Here is a 17,998-nt window from a genome sequence, read left to right on the forward strand (position 1 = left end):
TGTTCGTTAAATATTTAAATCTAATAGGCTAATTGTGCCGAGTTGGTTGGTCTTGATACAGAGTGTAAATCATAGTGATTTGTATGCTGCTATGATCAAGTAGGGATTGTATGGTGGGGGTGTCTTGCCCATTTTGTAGTAAATGCGTAGCGAAGCTGTGGCGTAAGGGGGGATCAGTTGATTCTTTTGCTGCAAGAAATAACCAAAACCATGACAATTGTGTTGCATAAGTTGGATATTTTTTCTCTAAAGCATCAGGAAGATAAACACCATTGCAGTTTAGATCTGATGCTCGGGTGTTGTTTGTTATGATAAAGGATATAGCGTTTAATCCATTGGATATAGGCTCGTTTTGTTGATAGGCTTAAATGTTTGTATCGTGCTGTATAGGCGACTTTCTCTAATATTTTTGATGGTTGTGTATGGGTATTATTTTGAATTATCATAACTTGGCAAGTATGTTTTTACTCTTTTTGGTATTTTGAATATAACGAGAATAAAATAGTTATGTTGTAAATTCATTTTGGTTATGCGGCAAATATGCCGTATAACTGTAGTTATAACTAGGCCGTTTATGTACGAAGCATTCATCATTTTTAGCCAAACCAATAACACTTCGATAGAAAGATATGCTCAAGAAGTTCAAGCGTTTTATGCGAATTCCACTGGCGAGAAACCTGAACTAAAAGTAAACGGCCAGACCATTGTAGTTGCATTCGAAGGAATTCAGTTTTCAATCAATAGAAATTGTCAACCACAGGTCGCACTTGAATCTAAAGAGCTTTCTAGGTTTGCGATTTCAGACCATGAAGAAATCGCAAAATCTATGTGCCGCCTTGAAATATTAGGTGCAAGAGATCCACAAATGAATTACTTCAACGACTTTCTTTTTTTGATTCAGTGTGCAGAGCAACTCGGCAAGGTTTGGACTTTTAATACACGCTAAGGAGAGTTCATGTGAAACGTATAACAATTGGTTCAAACCGTTCGCTTCGCTCAAACGTTAGACGGACGCCAAGGATACATCATGACAGTTAAGCGTATGGACAATGTCGGTATCGTGGTGGAAGATATCGATGCCGCCATTGAGTTCTTCACCGAACTCGGCCTTACCCTCGAAGGCCGCATGCTCATCGAAGGGGAATGGGCTGGCCGCGTCACTGGAGTGCGCGGTCAGTGCGTCGAGATCGCCATGATGTGCACCCCCGACGGCCACAGCCGCCTCGAGCTCTCGCGCTTCGATACCCCCGCCATCGAGTCCGATCATCGTACAGCGCCCGTGAACTCGTTGGGATACCTGCGCGTCATGTTCACCGTAGAGGACATCGACGATACCCTTGCTCGGCTCAGCAAGCTCGGTGCAACAGTGGTTGATGAAGTTGTCGATTACGAAGACATCTACCGGCTCTGCTACATCCGGGGTCCCGAACAAATTCTCATCGGGCTTGCCCAACAGCTCGGGCAGCATACCTCCCGAGAGAATCCTCTGGAACGTAAGCGTTGAGAACCAGAGCGTTACATGTCTGCGTACAATTTGACATCGAAGCATCACAAAGACTTTTGGATTAAACGCGATACTTTATTGGGTATTTTTCTACCCAATAAAAAAAGCCCCATCATCCTGATGGGGCTTTTTTTGTATTTAGTTTATTGTTGCTTACTTCCTATAAACAACCACTTCCTGTGGGTCTTGTTATTCTGAAGGAGACTTCCTGTCTCTGTATGACTTGTATATTAAAATGAATACGGGGCACTGTATATTCGTCAATGACCCCGATCACTGTACGTTCAGGCTTACATTGACCTCAACGCTTAGATCGTGTGATTTTTACCATATATATGGATATAAAGGCAGGTTCTTATCATTATTTTAGCTAAGGTTAGCTTTAAATCGCATTTGTATATCAAGTTTTACTATATAAAATTCGGAAAATTATATACTTGTGGAAAGACTGTCTCATGGGTTGGGAAGGATGGTTGTCATTAGCCTTAACGTTAACAGGGCTGCTCACGCTGATTTTTTCAAGAATTGCGCCACATATCGTGATGTTAGCGATTTTGACTATATTAAGTGTGTTGGGCATATTGACGGCTCAAGAGGCTTTGGCTGGCTTTAGTAACTCAGGCCTGATTACTGTTGCAGCAATGTTTGTGGTGGCTGCAGGTATTTCTAATTCTGGTGGTATTGACCTGTTTGTGAATAAGTTACTGGGCACACCCAAAACGGAACGCATGGCGCTACTTAGAATTTTCTTACCAATTGCACCACTTAGTGCCTTTTTAAATAATACCCCTGTGGTTGCAACCATGATTCCAGCATTGAATAGCTGGTCGAAGAAGATTGGGATTGCACCGTCTAAATTAATGATTCCCTTGAGTTATACCGCTATTTTAGGTGGGACGATTACCTTAATTGGTACCAGTACCAATTTGGTGGTCAATGGGCAGTATCAAGCATTAACGGGCGAAGCTGGTTTTGGCTTATTTGATATTACGATTATTGGTTTACCTGTTGCGATCATTGGTATGTTTGCGATGTATTGGCTCGCACCAAAATTATTGCCCAATCATCAAGAGCAGAATGTCTTTTCCAATCTACGCGAATTTACCTTAGAAGTGGTGGTGAGTCCGAATGGCCCATTGGTCGGTCAATCGGTTGCAGCGGCAGGGCTAAGAAGCTTAAAACGTGTTTATCTGGTTGAAATTGAACGTCAGCAAACCGTTTTATCGGCCGTTTCTTCTGATGAAATTTTATTTGGAGATGATCGTCTGGTTTTTGCAGGTGATACCGAAGCCATTACCGAACTTCTAAAAATTAATGGCTTGATGGCTCCAGATAGTATTGATGAGAAGTCTTCTTTAGAGGAAACACATGCAGGCCGTCGTTTGGTTGAGGCCGTTGTGTCACCGCATTGTGAAGCGATTGGCAGCGCGATTCGTGATGCCAAATTCCGCAATCGTTATGGTGCAGTCGTATTGGCTGTGGCACGCAATGGCGAACGTTTAAAGGGTGGCTTGGGCAATATTAAATTGCAGGCAGGCGACACCTTATTATTGGAAGCACGTCCTGCTTTCGTCACTCGACAAAAATATAATAAAGATTTTCTATTGGTCAATGAGCTAGATCATGAACCACTGCAACATGATAAAGCATTATTGTCATGGGGCATTTTACTCGCTGCGGTGATTGCTGCTGGCTTTAATGTGATCAGCATGCTCAATGCCGCATTGTTGGCTGCAGGTGCCATGTTGATTTTCCGTTGTTTGACCGTGAAACAGGCTGAAAAGAGCTTAGATTTAACGGTCATCCTAACCATTGCGGCTTCTTTTGCTTTGGGTGCAGCTTTGGAAAAGACAGGTGTAGCGGAAATGTTGGCGCAATTCATCGTGCATTTTAGTGCGGGTGAAGCGATCTTATTGCTGATTTTGACTTATTTCTTTGTTTCATTATTGACAGAAGTGATTACCAATAATGCGGCAGCATTGCTGACCTTGCCGATTGTATTGGAGATTACAGCTCAAGCGAATTTAAATCCGATTCCTTTTGTCTTTGCCATTATGATGGCGGCTTCCGCAAGTTTTGCGACACCGCTGGGTTATCAGACCAATTTAATGGTATTAGGACCAGGAAATTATCGCTTTAGTGATTTTATTAAAATCGGCTTACCCATGAATATTTTTATTGGTTGTGTCACGGTCACGTTATTGATTTTGCTCTTTCCCATTCAGTTATAAAAGATAAAGCCCTGAAGATTTCAGGGCTTTTTTTACGGCATAAATCGCCTGTTTAGAAGTGGATATCGATACCCAAATAAGGTCCTTTGAAATCAAATTTGAGATCATTTTTTTCGTAGTCATCTAGCTTGATATTTAAGATACGATAGCCTGCTTTTAAACCGACATCCACCAGTAAGTTATCAATAAAGTTGTATTGTAACTCTGCTTGGGCATCGGTAATTTTGGTGTCATTGAAGTTGCTATATAACAACTCAGTTTTGGCACTTAAACCTGTGAATGGCAGTTTGACACCTGCTGACCCATAAATTACTGGAACCGTTTTATTGATATCGACTTTCCCCATTTTATAAAGACTACTCGTTGGGTCTGCTAGAAGTGTTGTGACATCACCATTTAAAGTGGTTGCACCAAATCCGACATCCGCATCGACGATATTGTCTAAGATCTCATAATATAAAATAAAATCGGTATGAGCGATGTCTAGGTCATATATAGGTTGCCCGAAAACCTCATTTTCTGTTTGCGTCTTTAGATTCACATGGCGAATTTTGGCATTTGGCAGTAACGGAATTGGATGTTCAAAAGCCAATGACAGTTGTGCTGAACCTTTGCGGTCTAAGTCTTGATCTGGTGCAGATGTTTGCGCAGCCATATTGGCTTTACCATTGTAGTTCCAATAGCTGAGATCGCCTTTGACACCAATTACGTCTGCCTGTGCTAAACCACATAGGCTTGTCCCTAAAGCAAGCATTGATATTTTTAATATTTTCATTGTATTGTCCCAATAAATACGAGAAACAGTAATGAATTGTTGTAAATTCATCACCGATTGGGCGCATCATATAGTGAACAATTCAAATATGCAGTAGTCTAATTTTAAATTTTTGCAAAGAGAATAAAAAATGTCAGATACACAAAGTGTTGTGGATTACCCCCTGTATGTGGCAGGCAAGGCAATCACAACAGGTCAATGGTTAGAGGTACAGAATAAATATCAAGGCACGACATTTGCGCGAGTGGCGTTGGCTGATGCCAAGGTTCTAGAAAAGGCGATTGCCGCATCGGTCAAAGCAGAAGCCGAAATGGCAGCATTAAAACCCTTCCAAAAACAGCAAATCTTATTGCACTGTGTAAAACGCTTTAATGAGTTAAGGGATGAGCTGACCGAAATTTTAATCGCAGAAGGTGGTAAACCTCGTGGCGCGGCGAGTGCCGAAGTTGAACGTTTAATTAATACTTTTCAATTGGCTGCGGATGCCGTGACGCAACTTGACGATGGTCGAGTATTACCTTTGGCCGTCACGCCAGCCGCAGCACGTTATCGCGGTATGGTGAAACAGGTGCCGATTGGTGCTGTTTCATTGATTAGTCCCTTCAATTTCCCTTTAAATTTGGTGGCACATAAGATCGCGCCTGCCATTGCGGCAGGTTGTCCTTTTGTTTTAAAACCAGCGAGTCTAACCCCGATTAGTGCATTAAAAATTGCTGAGGTGTTAGCAGAAACGGATTTGCCGAAAGGTTCGTGGTCGGTATTGCCTTGTGAGCGTCAAGCCGCTGATATTTTAGTCACAGATGACCGCTTTAAATTACTTAGCTTTACGGGTTCTGACCAAGTGGGTTGGGATATGAAAGCGCGTGCAGGCCGTAAAAAGGTGACTTTAGAGCTGGGTGGAAATGCAGCGGTGATGATTGACGCAGATGCGGTAGTTGACGATGCGCTGATTGATCGTTTGATTGGTGCTGCATATGGCCATGCTGGGCAGATATGTATCAGTGTGCAACGTATTTTAATTCATGCCGATCTTTATGCTGACGTGAAAAAGAGATTGTTGGCAAAGCTGAAAAAAATCAAAGCTGACGACCCTGCATTAAGCACGACATTGGTTGGTCCTATGATTAAAGCTGCGGAAGCAGTTCGTTTGAAAAAATGGATTGATAAAGCTGAGAAGAAAGGTGCGAAAATATTGCTCGGTGGCAATCTACAAGGCGTTTTATTCGAACCAACTTTGTTGGAAAATGTCGATGCCAAGCTGGAAATTTATAAGGATGAAGCCTTTGGTCCTGTCGCCATACTAGAGAAATATAAAGAGTTTGAGCAGGGCATTGCTACCATAAATCAAAGCCGTTTTGGTTTACAGGCTGGTGTCTATACGCAAAATCTCAATAAAATGCTGTATGCATGGGACCATTTGCATGTGGGTGGGGTGATTATTAATGATGTGCCCACTTTCCGTGTCGACAATATGCCGTATGGCGGCGTGAAGGATTCTGGCTTAGGTCGAGAAGGGATTCATTCTGCGATTCGTGATATGCAGGAAGAGCGTTTATTGGTCATTAAGGAAACTCAAGCCTAATCAGCTTGGCGTGTCGTGTATTCATCTCATGTTGGCGAAAGGAAAGTCCATGCCTAAATTTTATAAGCTAGTCCTATTGTGCTTGTGCATGTTGTGGACGCTGTCAGCATGGGCATTTTCTTCGCAGCAGTTGGTGAGCGATGCACGAAAACAAATAGGTGTCACCCGATTTTATGATCCTGCTTATACCCGTTTGGATTATCCGATGGGTGATGTACCGATGGTGAAAGGTGTCTGTACTGATGTGGTGATTCGAGCATTACGTCGTCAAGGCATCGATTTACAGCAACGGATGCATGAGGATATGCGGCAGCACTTTAAGCTGTATCCAAACAAATGGGGACTTAAAGCGCCTGATAAAAATATTGATCATCGCCGAGTTCCAAATATTGCCACCTATTTCCAGCGAAAAGGTTATCAGGTGCGTGATCAAAACTATCGTGCTGGGGATATTCTGACGTGGGATTTAGGGCAAGGGCTGGTGCATATTGGCATCGTCTCGGATAAGAACAGTTTTTTTCAGAAAACCCCGCTGATTTTGCATAATATTGGTCGAGGAACTGAAGAATCAGATATTTTGTTTAAGTATAAAATCACGGGACATTATCGAATCAAAAATTAAATGCATAAAAAGTAATTATGCTGATCATGTTTTTAAATCAAATGATAAATTTAAACAAGGTCGGAAAATTGAGTTGAAAAATAATCAATCGTGTCTGAATTGGCGATGAACGGTTATTTTTTTTTGTATAAATTACAGTAAAAATAAATAAAAAAGGGTATTGTTCAATCATCAACAGGCAAAAAATAGTCAAAATTTTTTAAGGAAGAGTTTTCTAATTTTTGCTGGTTTGAATATAAGAAATGAAAACTCAAAAGGTTTTTTCTGATTCAACCAATAATAGGATTTGCATTGGTACTTTTCTTGCTAGCAGTATAACAACCAGAGAACAGCAGCATCGAAAGTTGCCTTAGGAATAGGTTATTTTTATGACAGAAACTCGTGAGCACTGGTCGGCACGATCAGGTTTTATCATCGCCGCAATTGGTTCGGCGGTTGGATTAGGCAATATTTGGCGCTTCCCTTATGTTGCATATGAAAACGGTGGCGGTGCGTTTTTAATCCCTTATTTAGTAGCTTTATTGACGGCAGGATTACCCCTCTTATTTTTAGATTATGCAGTTGGGCATCGCAGCAGTGGTGCACCGCCGAAAGCATATCAGCAACTCACCAAACGGGCTGAGTCTTTGGGATGGTGGCAAGCATGTGTATGTATTGTGATTGCACTTTATTACGCCAGTGTACTGACTTGGGCAGGAAGTTATATTTATTTCTCCTTCGGTCAAAGCTGGGGTACAGACCCAGAAAATTTCTTCTTTAATAAGTTCTTAGCAACCTCTCAAGCTGCCACTTTTGATCTGACCTTTATTGGCCATTTATTTTGGCCATTAATTGGGGTTTGGGCGTTAGTCTTATTTATTTTGTATGGTGGTGTTCGCAAAGGGGTTGAGCTTGCGAACCGTATTTTCATGCCAATCTTATTGGTACTGTTTGGTATTTTGGTGATTCAGGCTTTACGTTTACCTGGTGCAGTAGAAGGTTTGAATGCTTTCTTTACTCCAAACTGGGAAGCCATGAAGAACTATAAAGTCTGGTTAGCGGCTTATGGTCATATCTTCTTCTCGCTTTCGATTGGATTCGGGATCATGGTGACCTATGCCTCTTACTTAAAACCGAAAACCAATTTGACGGGTTCAGGTTTGGTGATTGGTTTTGCTAACTCTTCGTTTGAGATCTTGGCAGGTATTGGTGTTTTCGCAGCCCTTGGTTTCATGGCACATGCAGCGGGCACCAGCGTACAAGACGTGGTGAGCGGCGGTATTGGCTTGGCATTTATTGCATTCCCTAAGATTATTTCAAGCTTAGGTGCAGGCGCAGAGTTGTTCGGGATCTTATTCTTTAGCTCGCTCTTTGTGGCTGGTGTTTCATCGATGGTCAGTATTTTGCAAGTACCGATCTCAGCGATGCAGGACAAGTTGAATTGGAGTCGTGCTAAAGCCGTGACCATTATTGGTGGTGGTACTGGTGCGGTTTCTATTTTCTTATTCTCAAGTGCCAACGCGATTAAACTGGTCGATATTATTGATCACTTTATTAATAATCTAGGCATTGTCTCAGGTGCTTTGGTTTCGATCATTATGGTGTCATGGTTCAAGCGTTCACTGATGAAAGATCTAGAGCAGCATGTCAACCGTGTATCTACCATCCAATTGGGTGGGGTTTGGGAATTCACCTTAACCATCATTACCCCAGTTGTTTTGATTTCTACCCTTGGGCTTGCATTAAGTGCATTGTTGCAAAAAGGCTATGGCGATTATGCAATGAGCTTACAGCTTTGGTTTGGTTGGGGCTGTATTCTATTCTGTGCGATCGGTGCATTGTTTATGAGCAGCTTAAAGAATCGCTAGGAGATGACGATGAATACTTCAGCTTTAATCATGATGATTATCTCGATTGCATTATTGTGGGGAGGATTGTCACTTTCGATTTTGCATTTGATGCGCCACCCTGAACAAAAAGATGATGAATTGAAGTAATACCTCTGCAGTAAATAAAAATGCCATACGATTTGTATGGCATTTTTATTGGTCGTTAAGCCGTTTTTATGATTCGGCAATAATAGAAACCATCACCTGTTTGTTCGGTTGGCAGCAGTTGTCGACCATGTATTTGTTCAATGCCCCAATCTGCCTCAATTTTAACTTCTTTAGCATCGGCATGTTCTGCAAAGAATGTCACCATTTGCTGTTCATTTTCAGCTTTTAAAATCGAGCAAGTAATGTATAACAGTGTGCCGCCCACTTTGAGTTGTTGCCACATCTGTTGCAAAATTTGCTGTTGCAATGCGACCGTTTGCGCGATGTCGGTTGATTGTCTTAACAAGCGGATATCTGGGTGACGACGAATTACACCCGTTGCTGAACAAGGCGCATCCAATACGATACAATCGACCGCTTCTGGTGCCTGCCAAGTGGTTGCATCTGCTGTAACAATCTCAACCTCGGTTTGATCTAAGGCAAGACGTTCTATATTTTCAGACAAACGTAATAAACGTTTTGCATCATGGTCAAGCGCAATCAGTTTTTTAGGATTATAGCGTTCAAGAATATGTGCTGTTTTACCACCGGGTGCAGCGCAGGCATCGACAACGACTTTACCATCTAAATTCGGTAAAAGAGTCGCGCATAATTGTGCATGTTCATCCTGAACAGAAAAACCACCTTCTTCGAAACCCGGTAGATGGGTAATGTTGCCCGTTTGTTCCAAAACAATACCAACATTTGAAAGCAGGCAAGGACGAGCATCAATTTGTTCTTCATCCAAAATTTCTAAATATTCGTCACGACTGACTTGGCGTTCATTGACGCGCAGGGTCAGTGGTGCAACTTGTTTTAAATTTTGACAGATTTCATCAAATTGATCAGGCCAATCTTTTTTAAGTCGTTTGAATAACCAACTTGGTAAACCATGGGTATTATTCAACGCTGTTTGGAATTCATCTGTTTCACGTGAAACACGGCGCAGAATCGCATTGACCAAACCACTCATTGGCTCGAAACCGAGTTGCTTAGCAGCATTTACAGTTTCGGAAATCGCAGCATGTACAGGAATACGAGTACATAAAATTTGATACAAACCAAGATATAAACAACTTTCTAATGCTTCATTGTCTAATGGTTTTGTCAGCAAGGGTAAGGTAATTGCTTTTAAAGAATACCACTGGCGTAAACAACCTAAAGTAAGTTCGTGATATAAACCACGGTCACGTTCAGAAACGATATTGATATGTTGATTCAACACGGAAGCCAAAGATTGCCCATTTTGAACAGCCAACAGTGTTTTGATCACTTGTGCACGCAGATTCAAATGTTTTGCAGATGATTGATTCGATTGGTTCATGGGAGAATTTGTCCAAGATGCAATTTTTGGGTTTGTATCATTTGTATTGGATTGAGTGCTTTACCGCCAGGCCATTGCAGACTAGTTAAACACACTGCGCTGTTTTCCCCACATGCGACATGGACACCGTGTTTGTCCATCGCAACAATTTCACCGACTTGCGCGTCTGCTTTGCTGTGTTGAGAAAGGGTTGAACCCCAAACACGTAGCGCATTATTTTCATCCAGTTGGATAAATGCCACAGGCCAAGGATTGAAGGCACGAATATTGCGATCAATTTGAACGGCATTTTGAGACCAATCAATACGCGCTTCTGCTTTGACCAGTTTATGTGCATATACGGTGAGCGCTTCGTCTTGTACTTCACGTTTGGCAATAAAGTCTTGTAGGCTTTGCTCTGATTCGAGCACGGTACAAATCGCGTCTGCACCTTGAGTCGCCAGTTTATCGTGCAAACTCGCAGAGGTATCTTCTGCTGTGATCGGACAATAGGTTTTATACATCATATCGCCAGTATCTAAACCTGCTGCCATCTGCATGATGGTAATGCCAGTTTCTGCATCACCTGTGGCAATAGCGCGTTGAATCGGGGCAGCACCACGCCAGCGCGGTAGCAATGAACCATGAATATTGAGACAACCGTATGTAGGTGTATCCAAAACCGCTTGAGGCAAGATCAAGCCATAAGCGGCAACCACCATTACATCTGCGCCAAGTGCAGCAAGCTCTTGTCGAGCCGCTAAGCCTTCTTCGGTCGAGGCTTTAAAATGCAAAGGTTGATAAACAGGTAAACCGTGTTCAAGTGCAAGTTGCTTGACTGGGGAAGGTGTTAATTTCTGCCCACGACCTGCTTTGCGGTCAGGTTGGGTATAAACTGCAATAATCTGGTGTGATGATTTTAATAATGCCGCCAATGCCGTTGCAGCAAATTCAGGCGTACCAGCAAAAATGATTTTCACAAATGCATTCCGAAAAAAACTTAATGCAAATTATAAGCGAAAAAGCCACTAGCCCCTAATCAGAAGCTGTGAATTGCCTTTGAGCAAAAAAAGATAGCTTCAGTGGTCATCTGTTAAACGATAACTTGTAGTATGATGGACTGAGCTCAGTATCATTTCGCCAGAGAGAATGTCCTATTCATCTCGAGCACAAACTTGTTGGGAATACAAAATGCCTGATTATCGTTCGAAAACATCAACACATGGAAGAAATATGGCTGGCGCGCGTGGTTTATGGCGTGCGACGGGCATGAAAGATGAAGATTTTGGCAAACCTATTATTGCGGTGGTCAACTCATTTACCCAATTTGTTCCAGGTCATGTGCATCTTAAAGATTTAGGGCAACTGGTTGCACGAGAAATCGAAGCTTCTGGTGGTGTTGCAAAAGAATTTAACACCATTGCAGTCGATGACGGCATTGCGATGGGTCATGATGGCATGCTGTATTCGCTACCATCACGTGATTTGATTGCCGATTCTGTGGAATATATGGTCAATGCCCATTGTGCTGATGCAATGGTATGTATCTCGAACTGTGACAAGATCACGCCGGGAATGCTGATGGCTGCGATGCGCTTGAATATCCCAGTGATATTTGTGTCTGGCGGTCCGATGGAAGCGGGTAAAGTCAAATTCCGTGGCAATGAGAAAGCAATTGACCTCGTTGATGCGATGGTGGTTGCGGCAGATGAAAGTTATACCGATGAAGAAGTTGCCGCGTTTGAGCGTTCCGCTTGTCCAACTTGCGGTTCGTGTTCAGGCATGTTTACAGCGAACTCGATGAACTGTTTAACTGAAGCTTTAGGTTTATCTTTACCGGGCAATGGTTCAATCGTCGCTACCCATGCAAATCGTGAAAAATTGTTCTTGAGAGCAGGGCGCTTGGTAGTCGAATTGGCAAAACGCTACTATGAACAAAATGATGACAGCATTTTACCGCGTTCGATTGCAACCAAAGATGCATTTGAAAATGCCATGACCCTAGATATTGCCATGGGTGGTTCAACCAATACGGTATTACACTTGTTGGCTGCTGCTCATGAAGCAGAAGTCGATTTCACCATGGATGATATCGACCGTCTTTCTCGTCTAGTGCCTGTGTTATCTAAAGTTGCGCCTGCAAAATCAGACGTACACATGGAAGATGTCCACCGTGCAGGGGGCATCATGGCGATCTTAGGTGAGCTTGATCGTGCCAATTTGTTAAAGACATCATGTCCAACCGTACATGAACCAACACTGAAAGATGCATTAGACAAGTGGGATATTATCCGTACTGAAGATGCCGATGTATATGAGTTCTATCGCTCATCTCCGGGTGGTATACCAACCCAAGTGGCGTTCTCACAAAACCGTTATTATTCAACTTTGGACGGTGATCGTGAAAATGGCGTGATTCGTAATGCTGAGCATGCCTTCTCTAAAGATGGCGGTTTGGCTGTGCTTTACGGCAACATCGCGTTGGATGGATGTATCGTGAAAACAGCAGGTGTGGATGATTCGATCCTTAAATTTACTGGCACTGCGCGCGTTTTTGAGAGCCAAGATTCTGCAGTAGAAGCGATTTTAGAGCATAAAATTGTGGCTGGCGATATCGTGGTGATTCGCTACGAAGGTCCACGTGGTGGACCGGGTATGCAAGAAATGCTGTATCCAACCAGCTATTTGAAATCTAAAGGCTTAGGTAAAGACTGTGCTTTGATTACCGATGGTCGTTTCTCGGGTGGTTCTTCGGGTTTATCGATTGGTCACGTTTCTCCAGAAGCTGCGGAAGGCGGAGCAATTGGTTTGGTAGAAGATGGTGATACCATTGAAATTGATATCCCGAATCGTACCATCCATTTAGATGTGGATGATGCAACGATGGCACATCGCCGTACGGTTCAAGAAGCCAAAGGTTGGCATCCAGTAGAAGAACGTAAACGTAAAGTGTCTAAGGCACTCAAGATTTACGCGATGCATTCAACCAGCGCAGCAAAAGGCGCAGTACGCGTCTTGTAATCCCTTTAGCCGTGATGATCACGGCTCATCCCTCTGATTTTCGATGTTATAATCGCATCTCAGGGGGACTTTATCCTGATTTTATAAGATACTGTAGACACTTCTTCTCCATTTGAACAAGACAAGTGAAAGAAGACTGAGCAACTAAGAAATTTATGATCATTAGAGGCAATCGACATGTCTTTGTTACGTCGTTGGTTTGATCCCATCCGATCGAGCTGGTTTTATCAGAAACCTTCTCGTCAGGCGGTATTACCCACGGAACAGGGTTTAAGTATTTATCTACGTTTAGATGATGTGTATAGCTATCTTGCAGTGCAACAGTTGGCTCAGCTTAATGAGATTTTGAGCGATGAGCTTAAACCGTTAAAAGTCATTATTTCAAAACAAGATGCTGAACCTCCCAATGGTATGTCAGCACAAGATTGGCAAAGATACTGTCTCAATGATGCCAAGATTTTAGCCAAACAACACCGTTTTGGCTTTGATGAAACCCCAGAAATTCCAAGTCCAGAAGCATTACAACAAGCTGAAACCATTCTAAGAAATACGCCTTTACGAGAACAAAATTTTTTACATTTGCTGGAAGATGTTTTCCATATGTTATGGCAACAGCAATATGGAAAATTACGCACCTTATATGCGATGGCGAAACAACACCAAACCCCACAAGATTTTCCTGAACGAATGTTTCAGGATGTGCCTGTTTCAGCTAGTTATTTCGAGTTTAGTGAACGCAAGTATCAAGCCGTTGATGATTTATTGCGTTTAACGCGCCGTTTAAAACAACAAAAATTATTGACGGGAACGCCTATTTTTCTGATTAATCACATCGAGTGGCGTGAGCATTTGATCAACGATGGTGAAGCATTGGCAGAAGTGCAAGCCTTACATCCAGAGTTAGATCTCTATATTGCGCTTGAAGACCCGATGAGTTGGTTGTTGTTGGATTATATCAAAGCAGAACTTGCTGATTATTATAATATTCAGCTCAAAGTCTACCCGTTGAGCTATCAAGGTCGAGATTGGTTTGATTGGGGGCTGGCAACCCGTGTTTCAAAACGGACTGAAGTGGCATTCACCCCGTTTTGCCGTCCAACCAAAGAAGCCAGCTATGAAATGGCAAAGCTGTTCTATAGTGTGGCAGAAGAACAACAGGTCGATTGCATTCATCAGATTTTGGAAGGCGTGTGGACACGTGGTAAAGACCTCTCTTTTAAAGCACATTTCCAGCGGATGCAGAAGCGTTTAGAAATTGAGCGCATTACCGAACAAGATATTGAGGCTTTATTACAACAAAATGATGAATTATGTCAGCAGAAGCATCAACCTGATTTTCCCGTTTTAGAGTTACGTATTGATGGGCAAAGTTACGTGTTTAATAGCTTATACCGTGTCTGGATGATTGAAAGTATTATCAGTAATGTGTTGGAAGAAAAGTATAAGAATGACAGTTTAGAAGGCTAGAAGGCTTAGCGTCCAACAGAGAAAAATTAAGCGTGGAGGAGCTACGCTTAAGTATTTGGCCTCAACGTATAATTGAGCCATGCTCCTAAAAACAAGAATACGCGATTTCAATTATTTCCGTAGCATAGCTGTATATGAATGCGGAGATAGATCATGACCTTTTTGATTATTGTAACGGCAGTATTTGCATTCGCTGGCATGATAAAAGGCATGATCGGTTTAGGTTTGCCTGCGGTGTCGATGGGATTACTCACCATCGCAATGAGTCCATTTCAGGCGGCCTCACTTTTAATCGTACCCTCTATGGTGACCAATGTTTGGCAGCTTTTTGCTGAAGGTCAGGTCTGGTCATTTATCTGTCGTTTCTGGTCTTTGTTATTGGGCATCATCCTCGGCTCTATTTGGAGCTTTTTGCCCACCTTGAACCAGAGTCAAGGACAGAGCAGTGAGATTTTATTGGGCAGTATGTTGGCAATTTATGGACTCTATGGTTTATGTGCCAAAAAGCTACCTGATCTGGCAGGGCATGAGCGTTGGCTCTCTCCGTTCATTGGTTATATCGGCGGTGCAGTCACCGTCGCGACAGGGGTTATTATTATTCCCATCGTGCCGTATTTGCAGTCTTTACATTTAAAACGTGATGAGCTGGTACAGGCTTTAGGGCTGACCTTTACCGTTTCCACAATTTGTTTGGCGATCTTTTTGCATTATCACCCGACTACAGGTGGGGCTTTAGACTATCGATGGTCTTCAGTGGCATTGGTCGCAGCTTTGATCGGCATGTGGTTCGGAAAAAAAGTGCGTTACCAATTGAACGAGCAAAAATTCCGTCAGTTATTTTTTATCGGTTTGCTGGCGCTGGGGAGTTATATGGTCTTGCACTAAAACGCTTTGCTCATCTTGTGGTTTGCGCGCCAATAGAAATTTTGCAAAGTCTTGGTAGCTTTGCGGGAGTTGATCGAAGTCTTGGCTGGCGAGGAGGAGTTTGCGATTTGCCCATGCGCCCAAGAGTTGAATTGCTTGAAAATGATAAATACCTTGTAAACGTTGAGCCGCACGTGCAGGCATAATCGCAACACCGACCCCTTTTGCGACCACTTCCGCAATCGCGGAAAAATTCGGTAAACGTAAGCGATAGTGGATGTTGAAGCCTAATAGTTTGGCTTGAGTTTCAATAGATTGTTGTAGTGAATGATGTGGCATGAGACCAATAAAATCATATGCCAAGGCATCGACTAAGTTGAGTTGCGCCTGCTGGGTCAGCACATGCGAATCTGGGCAGATTAGTACCAAGGGATCGCTAGCAAAATCCTGAGTATGTAAATGACGAGTGTCAAAAAAGCTTGAAACCAAGCCTAATCGAGCGATTCCTTTGGTGAGTGCATCTACAATTTCTGAGCTTTCCGCTTCGTGTAAGTCAATATTGATATGCGGATAATGCATCAAGTATTGGGGTAATAAGGCTGGAAGGTATTCACTCTGTGCAGAGGAGTTACACCACAGAATCAATGACTCGGCGCTTTTCTGACGAAAGCGTTGCATGTCTTGTTCAAGTTTATTTTTTTGTGCGTTGAGTTTTTTGGCATGTTCCACCAAAGCATGACCAGCCGTGGTCAGTTCGACACCTGCATTGTGTCGAATAAATAACGGCGTTTCAAAGTATTGCTCTAGTTTTTTTATCCGTTCACTGGCTGCTTGTAAAGAAATGGCAGCACGATCTGCACCTTGGGTCAGGCTACCTGTTGCCACAATATGAAGAAGCAGTTGTAAATCAAAAAAATCAAAACGCATGAGCTGAACACATTGAAGTGTAAACAGTCATCATACTAAAAATACGGAAAAAAAGGAGATGGTGGATCAAGATCAGCATAAAAAAGGCAGCGCGTGCGCTGCCTTGATTCGGGATTAGTTTTTATCTTTTAAACTAAAGAGCAAATTCAATAAAATCGCAGCAAAGGTTGCGGTACCAATACCACCCAAGTTGAAATTTCCAAACAGTAGTTCAAAGTTACCTGCCCCGAGAATGATAGTCACTGATGCAACGATCAGGTTTTTATTATTCGAAAAATCGACCTTATTTTCGATCCAGATCTTCGCTCCTGCAATGGTAATCAAACCAAATACCACAATCGAAGCACCGGTGAGCACTGCAGTTGGAATGGTACTGATCACCGCACCAAACTTAGGTGAAAGTCCCAAGAAAATCGCAAATACCCCCGCGATCACAAACACGATGGTTGAATACACACGCGTGACGGCCATCACACCAATATTTTCACCGTATGTGGTCATGCCTGGTGCACCAACACTGCCTGATAAGGTCGTGGCAACACCATCAGCCACAAATGCTTTGCCCAAATAAGGCGTCAGGTTTTCACCTGTCATCGCACCAACGGCTTTGATATGCCCGAGATTTTCTGCCACTAAAATCAGGGCAACAGGGGCAATAATCAACATGGCGTTGAGGTCAAAGGTCGGATTTGAGAAGCTTGGAATACCAAACCAAGGTGCAGCGGCAATTTGGGAGAAATCAATGGCTTTGCCGAGACCTAAACCATTGGTTGCTATGGCATAAATGGCATATGCCATCAATAAACCAACCAAAAGTAATAAACGCTGTAATAAACCTTTGGTGAAAACGGCGATCAGACCCATACACAGTACGGTGATCAATGCCATCCACATCTCAAAAGGCTGACCTGCCACACTTTTAATGGTAATCGGCGCAAGATTTAAACCAATAATCATCACCACAGCCCCTGTCACCACAGGCGGCATCAATTTTTCGATCCAGCGCGTCCCGGTCAACATGACGGCTAAACCAATCAAGGTATACAGTACCCCACAGGCGATAATACCGCCCAAAGCGACCGATAAATTGGGATTTGCACCTGAGCCAGTGATATGTCCGGTTGCGGCCGCAACTACGCCTATAAAAGCAAAGCTAGACCCCAAATAACTGGGAACGCGACCACCTGTCATCAGGAAGAACAGGATGGTACAAATCCCTGACATTAAAATGGCAAGGTTAGGACTAAAGCCCATCAACAACGGTGCTAGTACCGTCGCACCAAACATGGCAAATGCGTGCTGAACCCCTAACACCGCACTTTGTAAGGGCGGTAAATATTCATTGGTCGCGACAGGACGATGATCAATCTTGCCCTGATACGGCTGCCACTTTGGGAACCAACTTGACATAAATTAGACTCATAAGGAGATATCAGCGCGTATGATACTCTGTCTTAAATCGTGCTTTCACCTATATTGTTTTAAGAATCTTGGGGCTAACACTTTATCTATTAATATTTTTACCTTTTGGTAAAATATACTTCAAAATAACTTATCGGATTTATTGTTTATTTTGGCTAAATTGTTTGAAAAGTTAAGCGTTTTATTTTCAAAAGAATATTTGAATTTTTTTCAAAAATTTTATAAAAAATGGCATATTTTGCCAATCGAGCCATCAACAGTCACA

The 17,998-nt window shown here is 42.7% G+C and carries 17 protein-coding genes; 10 read left to right on the top strand and 7 right to left on the bottom strand.

Annotation, left to right across the window (positions count from 1 at the left end; genetic code table 11):
• Window positions 1–28 precede the first annotated feature (28 nt).
• Window positions 29–217, bottom strand: a complete 189-nt coding sequence (locus tag EXE30_RS16140) for a tyrosine-type recombinase/integrase (protein WP_407641615.1) — start codon at window positions 215–217, stop codon at window positions 29–31.
• Window positions 218–254: 37 nt separating this feature from the next.
• The gene (locus EXE30_RS16145; protein ID WP_407641616.1) at window positions 255–446 is read right to left on the bottom strand and encodes a phage integrase N-terminal SAM-like domain-containing protein; all 192 of its coding nucleotides are present in this window, start codon (window positions 444–446) and stop codon (window positions 255–257) included.
• Window positions 447–574: 128 nt separating this feature from the next.
• Here EXE30_RS16145 and EXE30_RS00010 point away from each other — a divergent pair, with 128 nt between their 5' ends.
• From EXE30_RS00010 to EXE30_RS00020, 3 genes are all read left to right on the top strand, one after another.
• On the top strand, window positions 575–946 hold the full coding sequence (locus tag EXE30_RS00010) for a hypothetical protein (protein ID WP_130160663.1): 372 nt from the start codon (window positions 575–577) through the stop codon (window positions 944–946).
• Window positions 947–1,027: 81 nt separating this feature from the next.
• A complete protein-coding gene (locus EXE30_RS00015; protein ID WP_165382345.1) occupies window positions 1,028–1,504 on the top strand; it encodes a VOC family protein in 477 nt (158 codons plus the stop codon).
• A gap of 455 nt (window positions 1,505–1,959) precedes the next feature.
• Entirely contained in the window at window positions 1,960–3,735 is a 1,776-nt protein-coding gene (locus EXE30_RS00020; protein WP_130160665.1) for an SLC13 family permease, read from the top strand.
• 52 nt (window positions 3,736–3,787) lie between these two features.
• Here EXE30_RS00020 and EXE30_RS00025 read toward each other — a convergent pair whose 3' ends face one another.
• Complete coding sequence (locus tag EXE30_RS00025) at window positions 3,788–4,510, bottom strand: TIGR04219 family outer membrane beta-barrel protein (protein ID WP_130160666.1); 723 nt, start codon at window positions 4,508–4,510, stop codon at window positions 3,788–3,790.
• Between the two features lie 130 nt (window positions 4,511–4,640).
• Here EXE30_RS00025 and EXE30_RS00030 point away from each other — a divergent pair, with 130 nt between their 5' ends.
• The 4 genes from EXE30_RS00030 (at window position 4,641) to EXE30_RS00045 (ending at window position 8,690) form a co-directional block, all read left to right on the top strand.
• Complete coding sequence (locus tag EXE30_RS00030) at window positions 4,641–6,092, top strand: aldehyde dehydrogenase family protein (protein WP_130160667.1); 1,452 nt, start codon at window positions 4,641–4,643, stop codon at window positions 6,090–6,092.
• A 49-nt stretch (window positions 6,093–6,141) separates the two neighbouring features.
• Window positions 6,142–6,714, top strand: coding sequence for a DUF1287 domain-containing protein (locus EXE30_RS00035; RefSeq protein WP_130160668.1), 573 nt, complete (start codon window positions 6,142–6,144; stop codon window positions 6,712–6,714).
• 368 nt (window positions 6,715–7,082) lie between these two features.
• Complete coding sequence (locus tag EXE30_RS00040) at window positions 7,083–8,561, top strand: sodium-dependent transporter (RefSeq protein ID WP_130160669.1); 1,479 nt, start codon at window positions 7,083–7,085, stop codon at window positions 8,559–8,561.
• Window positions 8,562–8,570: 9 nt separating this feature from the next.
• Window positions 8,571–8,690 carry a methionine/alanine import family NSS transporter small subunit gene (locus EXE30_RS00045; RefSeq protein ID WP_004637292.1) on the top strand — a complete coding sequence of 40 codons (120 nt, stop codon included), beginning with the start codon at window positions 8,571–8,573 and terminating at the stop codon, window positions 8,688–8,690.
• A 55-nt stretch (window positions 8,691–8,745) separates the two neighbouring features.
• On the opposite strand, the gene rsmB is transcribed toward EXE30_RS00045, so the two are convergent.
• Window positions 8,746–10,053 carry a 16S rRNA (cytosine(967)-C(5))-methyltransferase RsmB gene (gene rsmB / locus EXE30_RS00050; RefSeq protein ID WP_130160670.1) on the bottom strand — a complete coding sequence of 436 codons (1,308 nt, stop codon included), beginning with the start codon at window positions 10,051–10,053 and terminating at the stop codon, window positions 8,746–8,748.
• Window positions 10,050–11,012 (bottom strand): methionyl-tRNA formyltransferase, encoded by a 963-nt coding sequence (gene fmt, locus EXE30_RS00055; RefSeq protein WP_130160671.1) that lies wholly within the window; start codon window positions 11,010–11,012, stop codon window positions 10,050–10,052. The genes rsmB and fmt overlap by 4 nt, the downstream gene beginning before the upstream one ends.
• 211 nt (window positions 11,013–11,223) lie before the next feature.
• Between fmt and ilvD the strand changes: the two genes are divergently transcribed.
• From ilvD to EXE30_RS00070, 3 genes are all read left to right on the top strand, one after another.
• Window positions 11,224–13,053: a dihydroxy-acid dehydratase gene (gene ilvD, locus EXE30_RS00060; protein ID WP_004637289.1), complete on the top strand. Its 1,830-nt coding sequence runs from the start codon at window positions 11,224–11,226 to the stop codon at window positions 13,051–13,053.
• A 177-nt stretch (window positions 13,054–13,230) separates the two neighbouring features.
• A complete protein-coding gene (locus EXE30_RS00065; protein ID WP_130160672.1) occupies window positions 13,231–14,520 on the top strand; it encodes a hypothetical protein in 1,290 nt (429 codons plus the stop codon).
• Between the two features lie 153 nt (window positions 14,521–14,673).
• Window positions 14,674–15,405, top strand: coding sequence for a sulfite exporter TauE/SafE family protein (locus EXE30_RS00070; protein WP_121929111.1), 732 nt, complete (start codon window positions 14,674–14,676; stop codon window positions 15,403–15,405).
• Here the strand turns inward: EXE30_RS00070 and EXE30_RS00075 are convergent.
• Both EXE30_RS00075 and EXE30_RS00080 read right to left on the bottom strand, forming a co-directional pair.
• Window positions 15,355–16,311 (bottom strand): LysR family transcriptional regulator, encoded by a 957-nt coding sequence (locus EXE30_RS00075; RefSeq protein ID WP_130160673.1) that lies wholly within the window; start codon window positions 16,309–16,311, stop codon window positions 15,355–15,357. The two genes, EXE30_RS00070 and EXE30_RS00075, sit on opposite strands and share 51 nt — an antisense overlap.
• Before the next feature lie 114 nt (window positions 16,312–16,425).
• Window positions 16,426–17,721, bottom strand: coding sequence for a solute carrier family 23 protein (locus EXE30_RS00080; RefSeq protein ID WP_121929109.1), 1,296 nt, complete (start codon window positions 17,719–17,721; stop codon window positions 16,426–16,428).
• Window positions 17,722–17,998 lie beyond the last annotated feature (277 nt).

Source organism: Acinetobacter halotolerans, from assembly GCF_004208515.1.
Taxonomy (GTDB): Bacteria; Pseudomonadota; Gammaproteobacteria; order Pseudomonadales; family Moraxellaceae; genus Acinetobacter; species Acinetobacter halotolerans.

Bases quoted from the DNA above. Each gene is read 5' to 3' on its own strand.
- EXE30_RS16145 (WP_407641616.1), bottom strand. From the start codon at position 446: ATGATAATTCAAAATAATACCCATACACAACCATCAAAAATATTAGAG.
- EXE30_RS00010 (WP_130160663.1), top strand. From the start codon at position 575: ATGTACGAAGCATTCATCATTTTTAGCCAAACCAATAACACTTCGATA.
- EXE30_RS00015 (WP_165382345.1), top strand. From the start codon at position 1,028: ATGACAGTTAAGCGTATGGACAATGTCGGTATCGTGGTGGAAGATATC.
- EXE30_RS00020 (WP_130160665.1), top strand. From the start codon at position 1,960: ATGGGTTGGGAAGGATGGTTGTCATTAGCCTTAACGTTAACAGGGCTG.
- EXE30_RS00025 (WP_130160666.1), bottom strand. From the start codon at position 4,510: ATGAAAATATTAAAAATATCAATGCTTGCTTTAGGGACAAGCCTATGT.
- EXE30_RS00030 (WP_130160667.1), top strand. From the start codon at position 4,641: ATGTCAGATACACAAAGTGTTGTGGATTACCCCCTGTATGTGGCAGGC.
- EXE30_RS00035 (WP_130160668.1), top strand. From the start codon at position 6,142: ATGCCTAAATTTTATAAGCTAGTCCTATTGTGCTTGTGCATGTTGTGG.
- EXE30_RS00040 (WP_130160669.1), top strand. From the start codon at position 7,083: ATGACAGAAACTCGTGAGCACTGGTCGGCACGATCAGGTTTTATCATC.
- EXE30_RS00045 (WP_004637292.1), top strand. From the start codon at position 8,571: ATGAATACTTCAGCTTTAATCATGATGATTATCTCGATTGCATTATTG.
- rsmB (WP_130160670.1), bottom strand. From the start codon at position 10,053: ATGAACCAATCGAATCAATCATCTGCAAAACATTTGAATCTGCGTGCA.
- ilvD (WP_004637289.1), top strand. From the start codon at position 11,224: ATGCCTGATTATCGTTCGAAAACATCAACACATGGAAGAAATATGGCT.
- EXE30_RS00065 (WP_130160672.1), top strand. From the start codon at position 13,231: ATGTCTTTGTTACGTCGTTGGTTTGATCCCATCCGATCGAGCTGGTTT.
- EXE30_RS00070 (WP_121929111.1), top strand. From the start codon at position 14,674: ATGACCTTTTTGATTATTGTAACGGCAGTATTTGCATTCGCTGGCATG.
- EXE30_RS00075 (WP_130160673.1), bottom strand. From the start codon at position 16,311: ATGCGTTTTGATTTTTTTGATTTACAACTGCTTCTTCATATTGTGGCA.
- EXE30_RS00080 (WP_121929109.1), bottom strand. From the start codon at position 17,721: ATGTCAAGTTGGTTCCCAAAGTGGCAGCCGTATCAGGGCAAGATTGAT.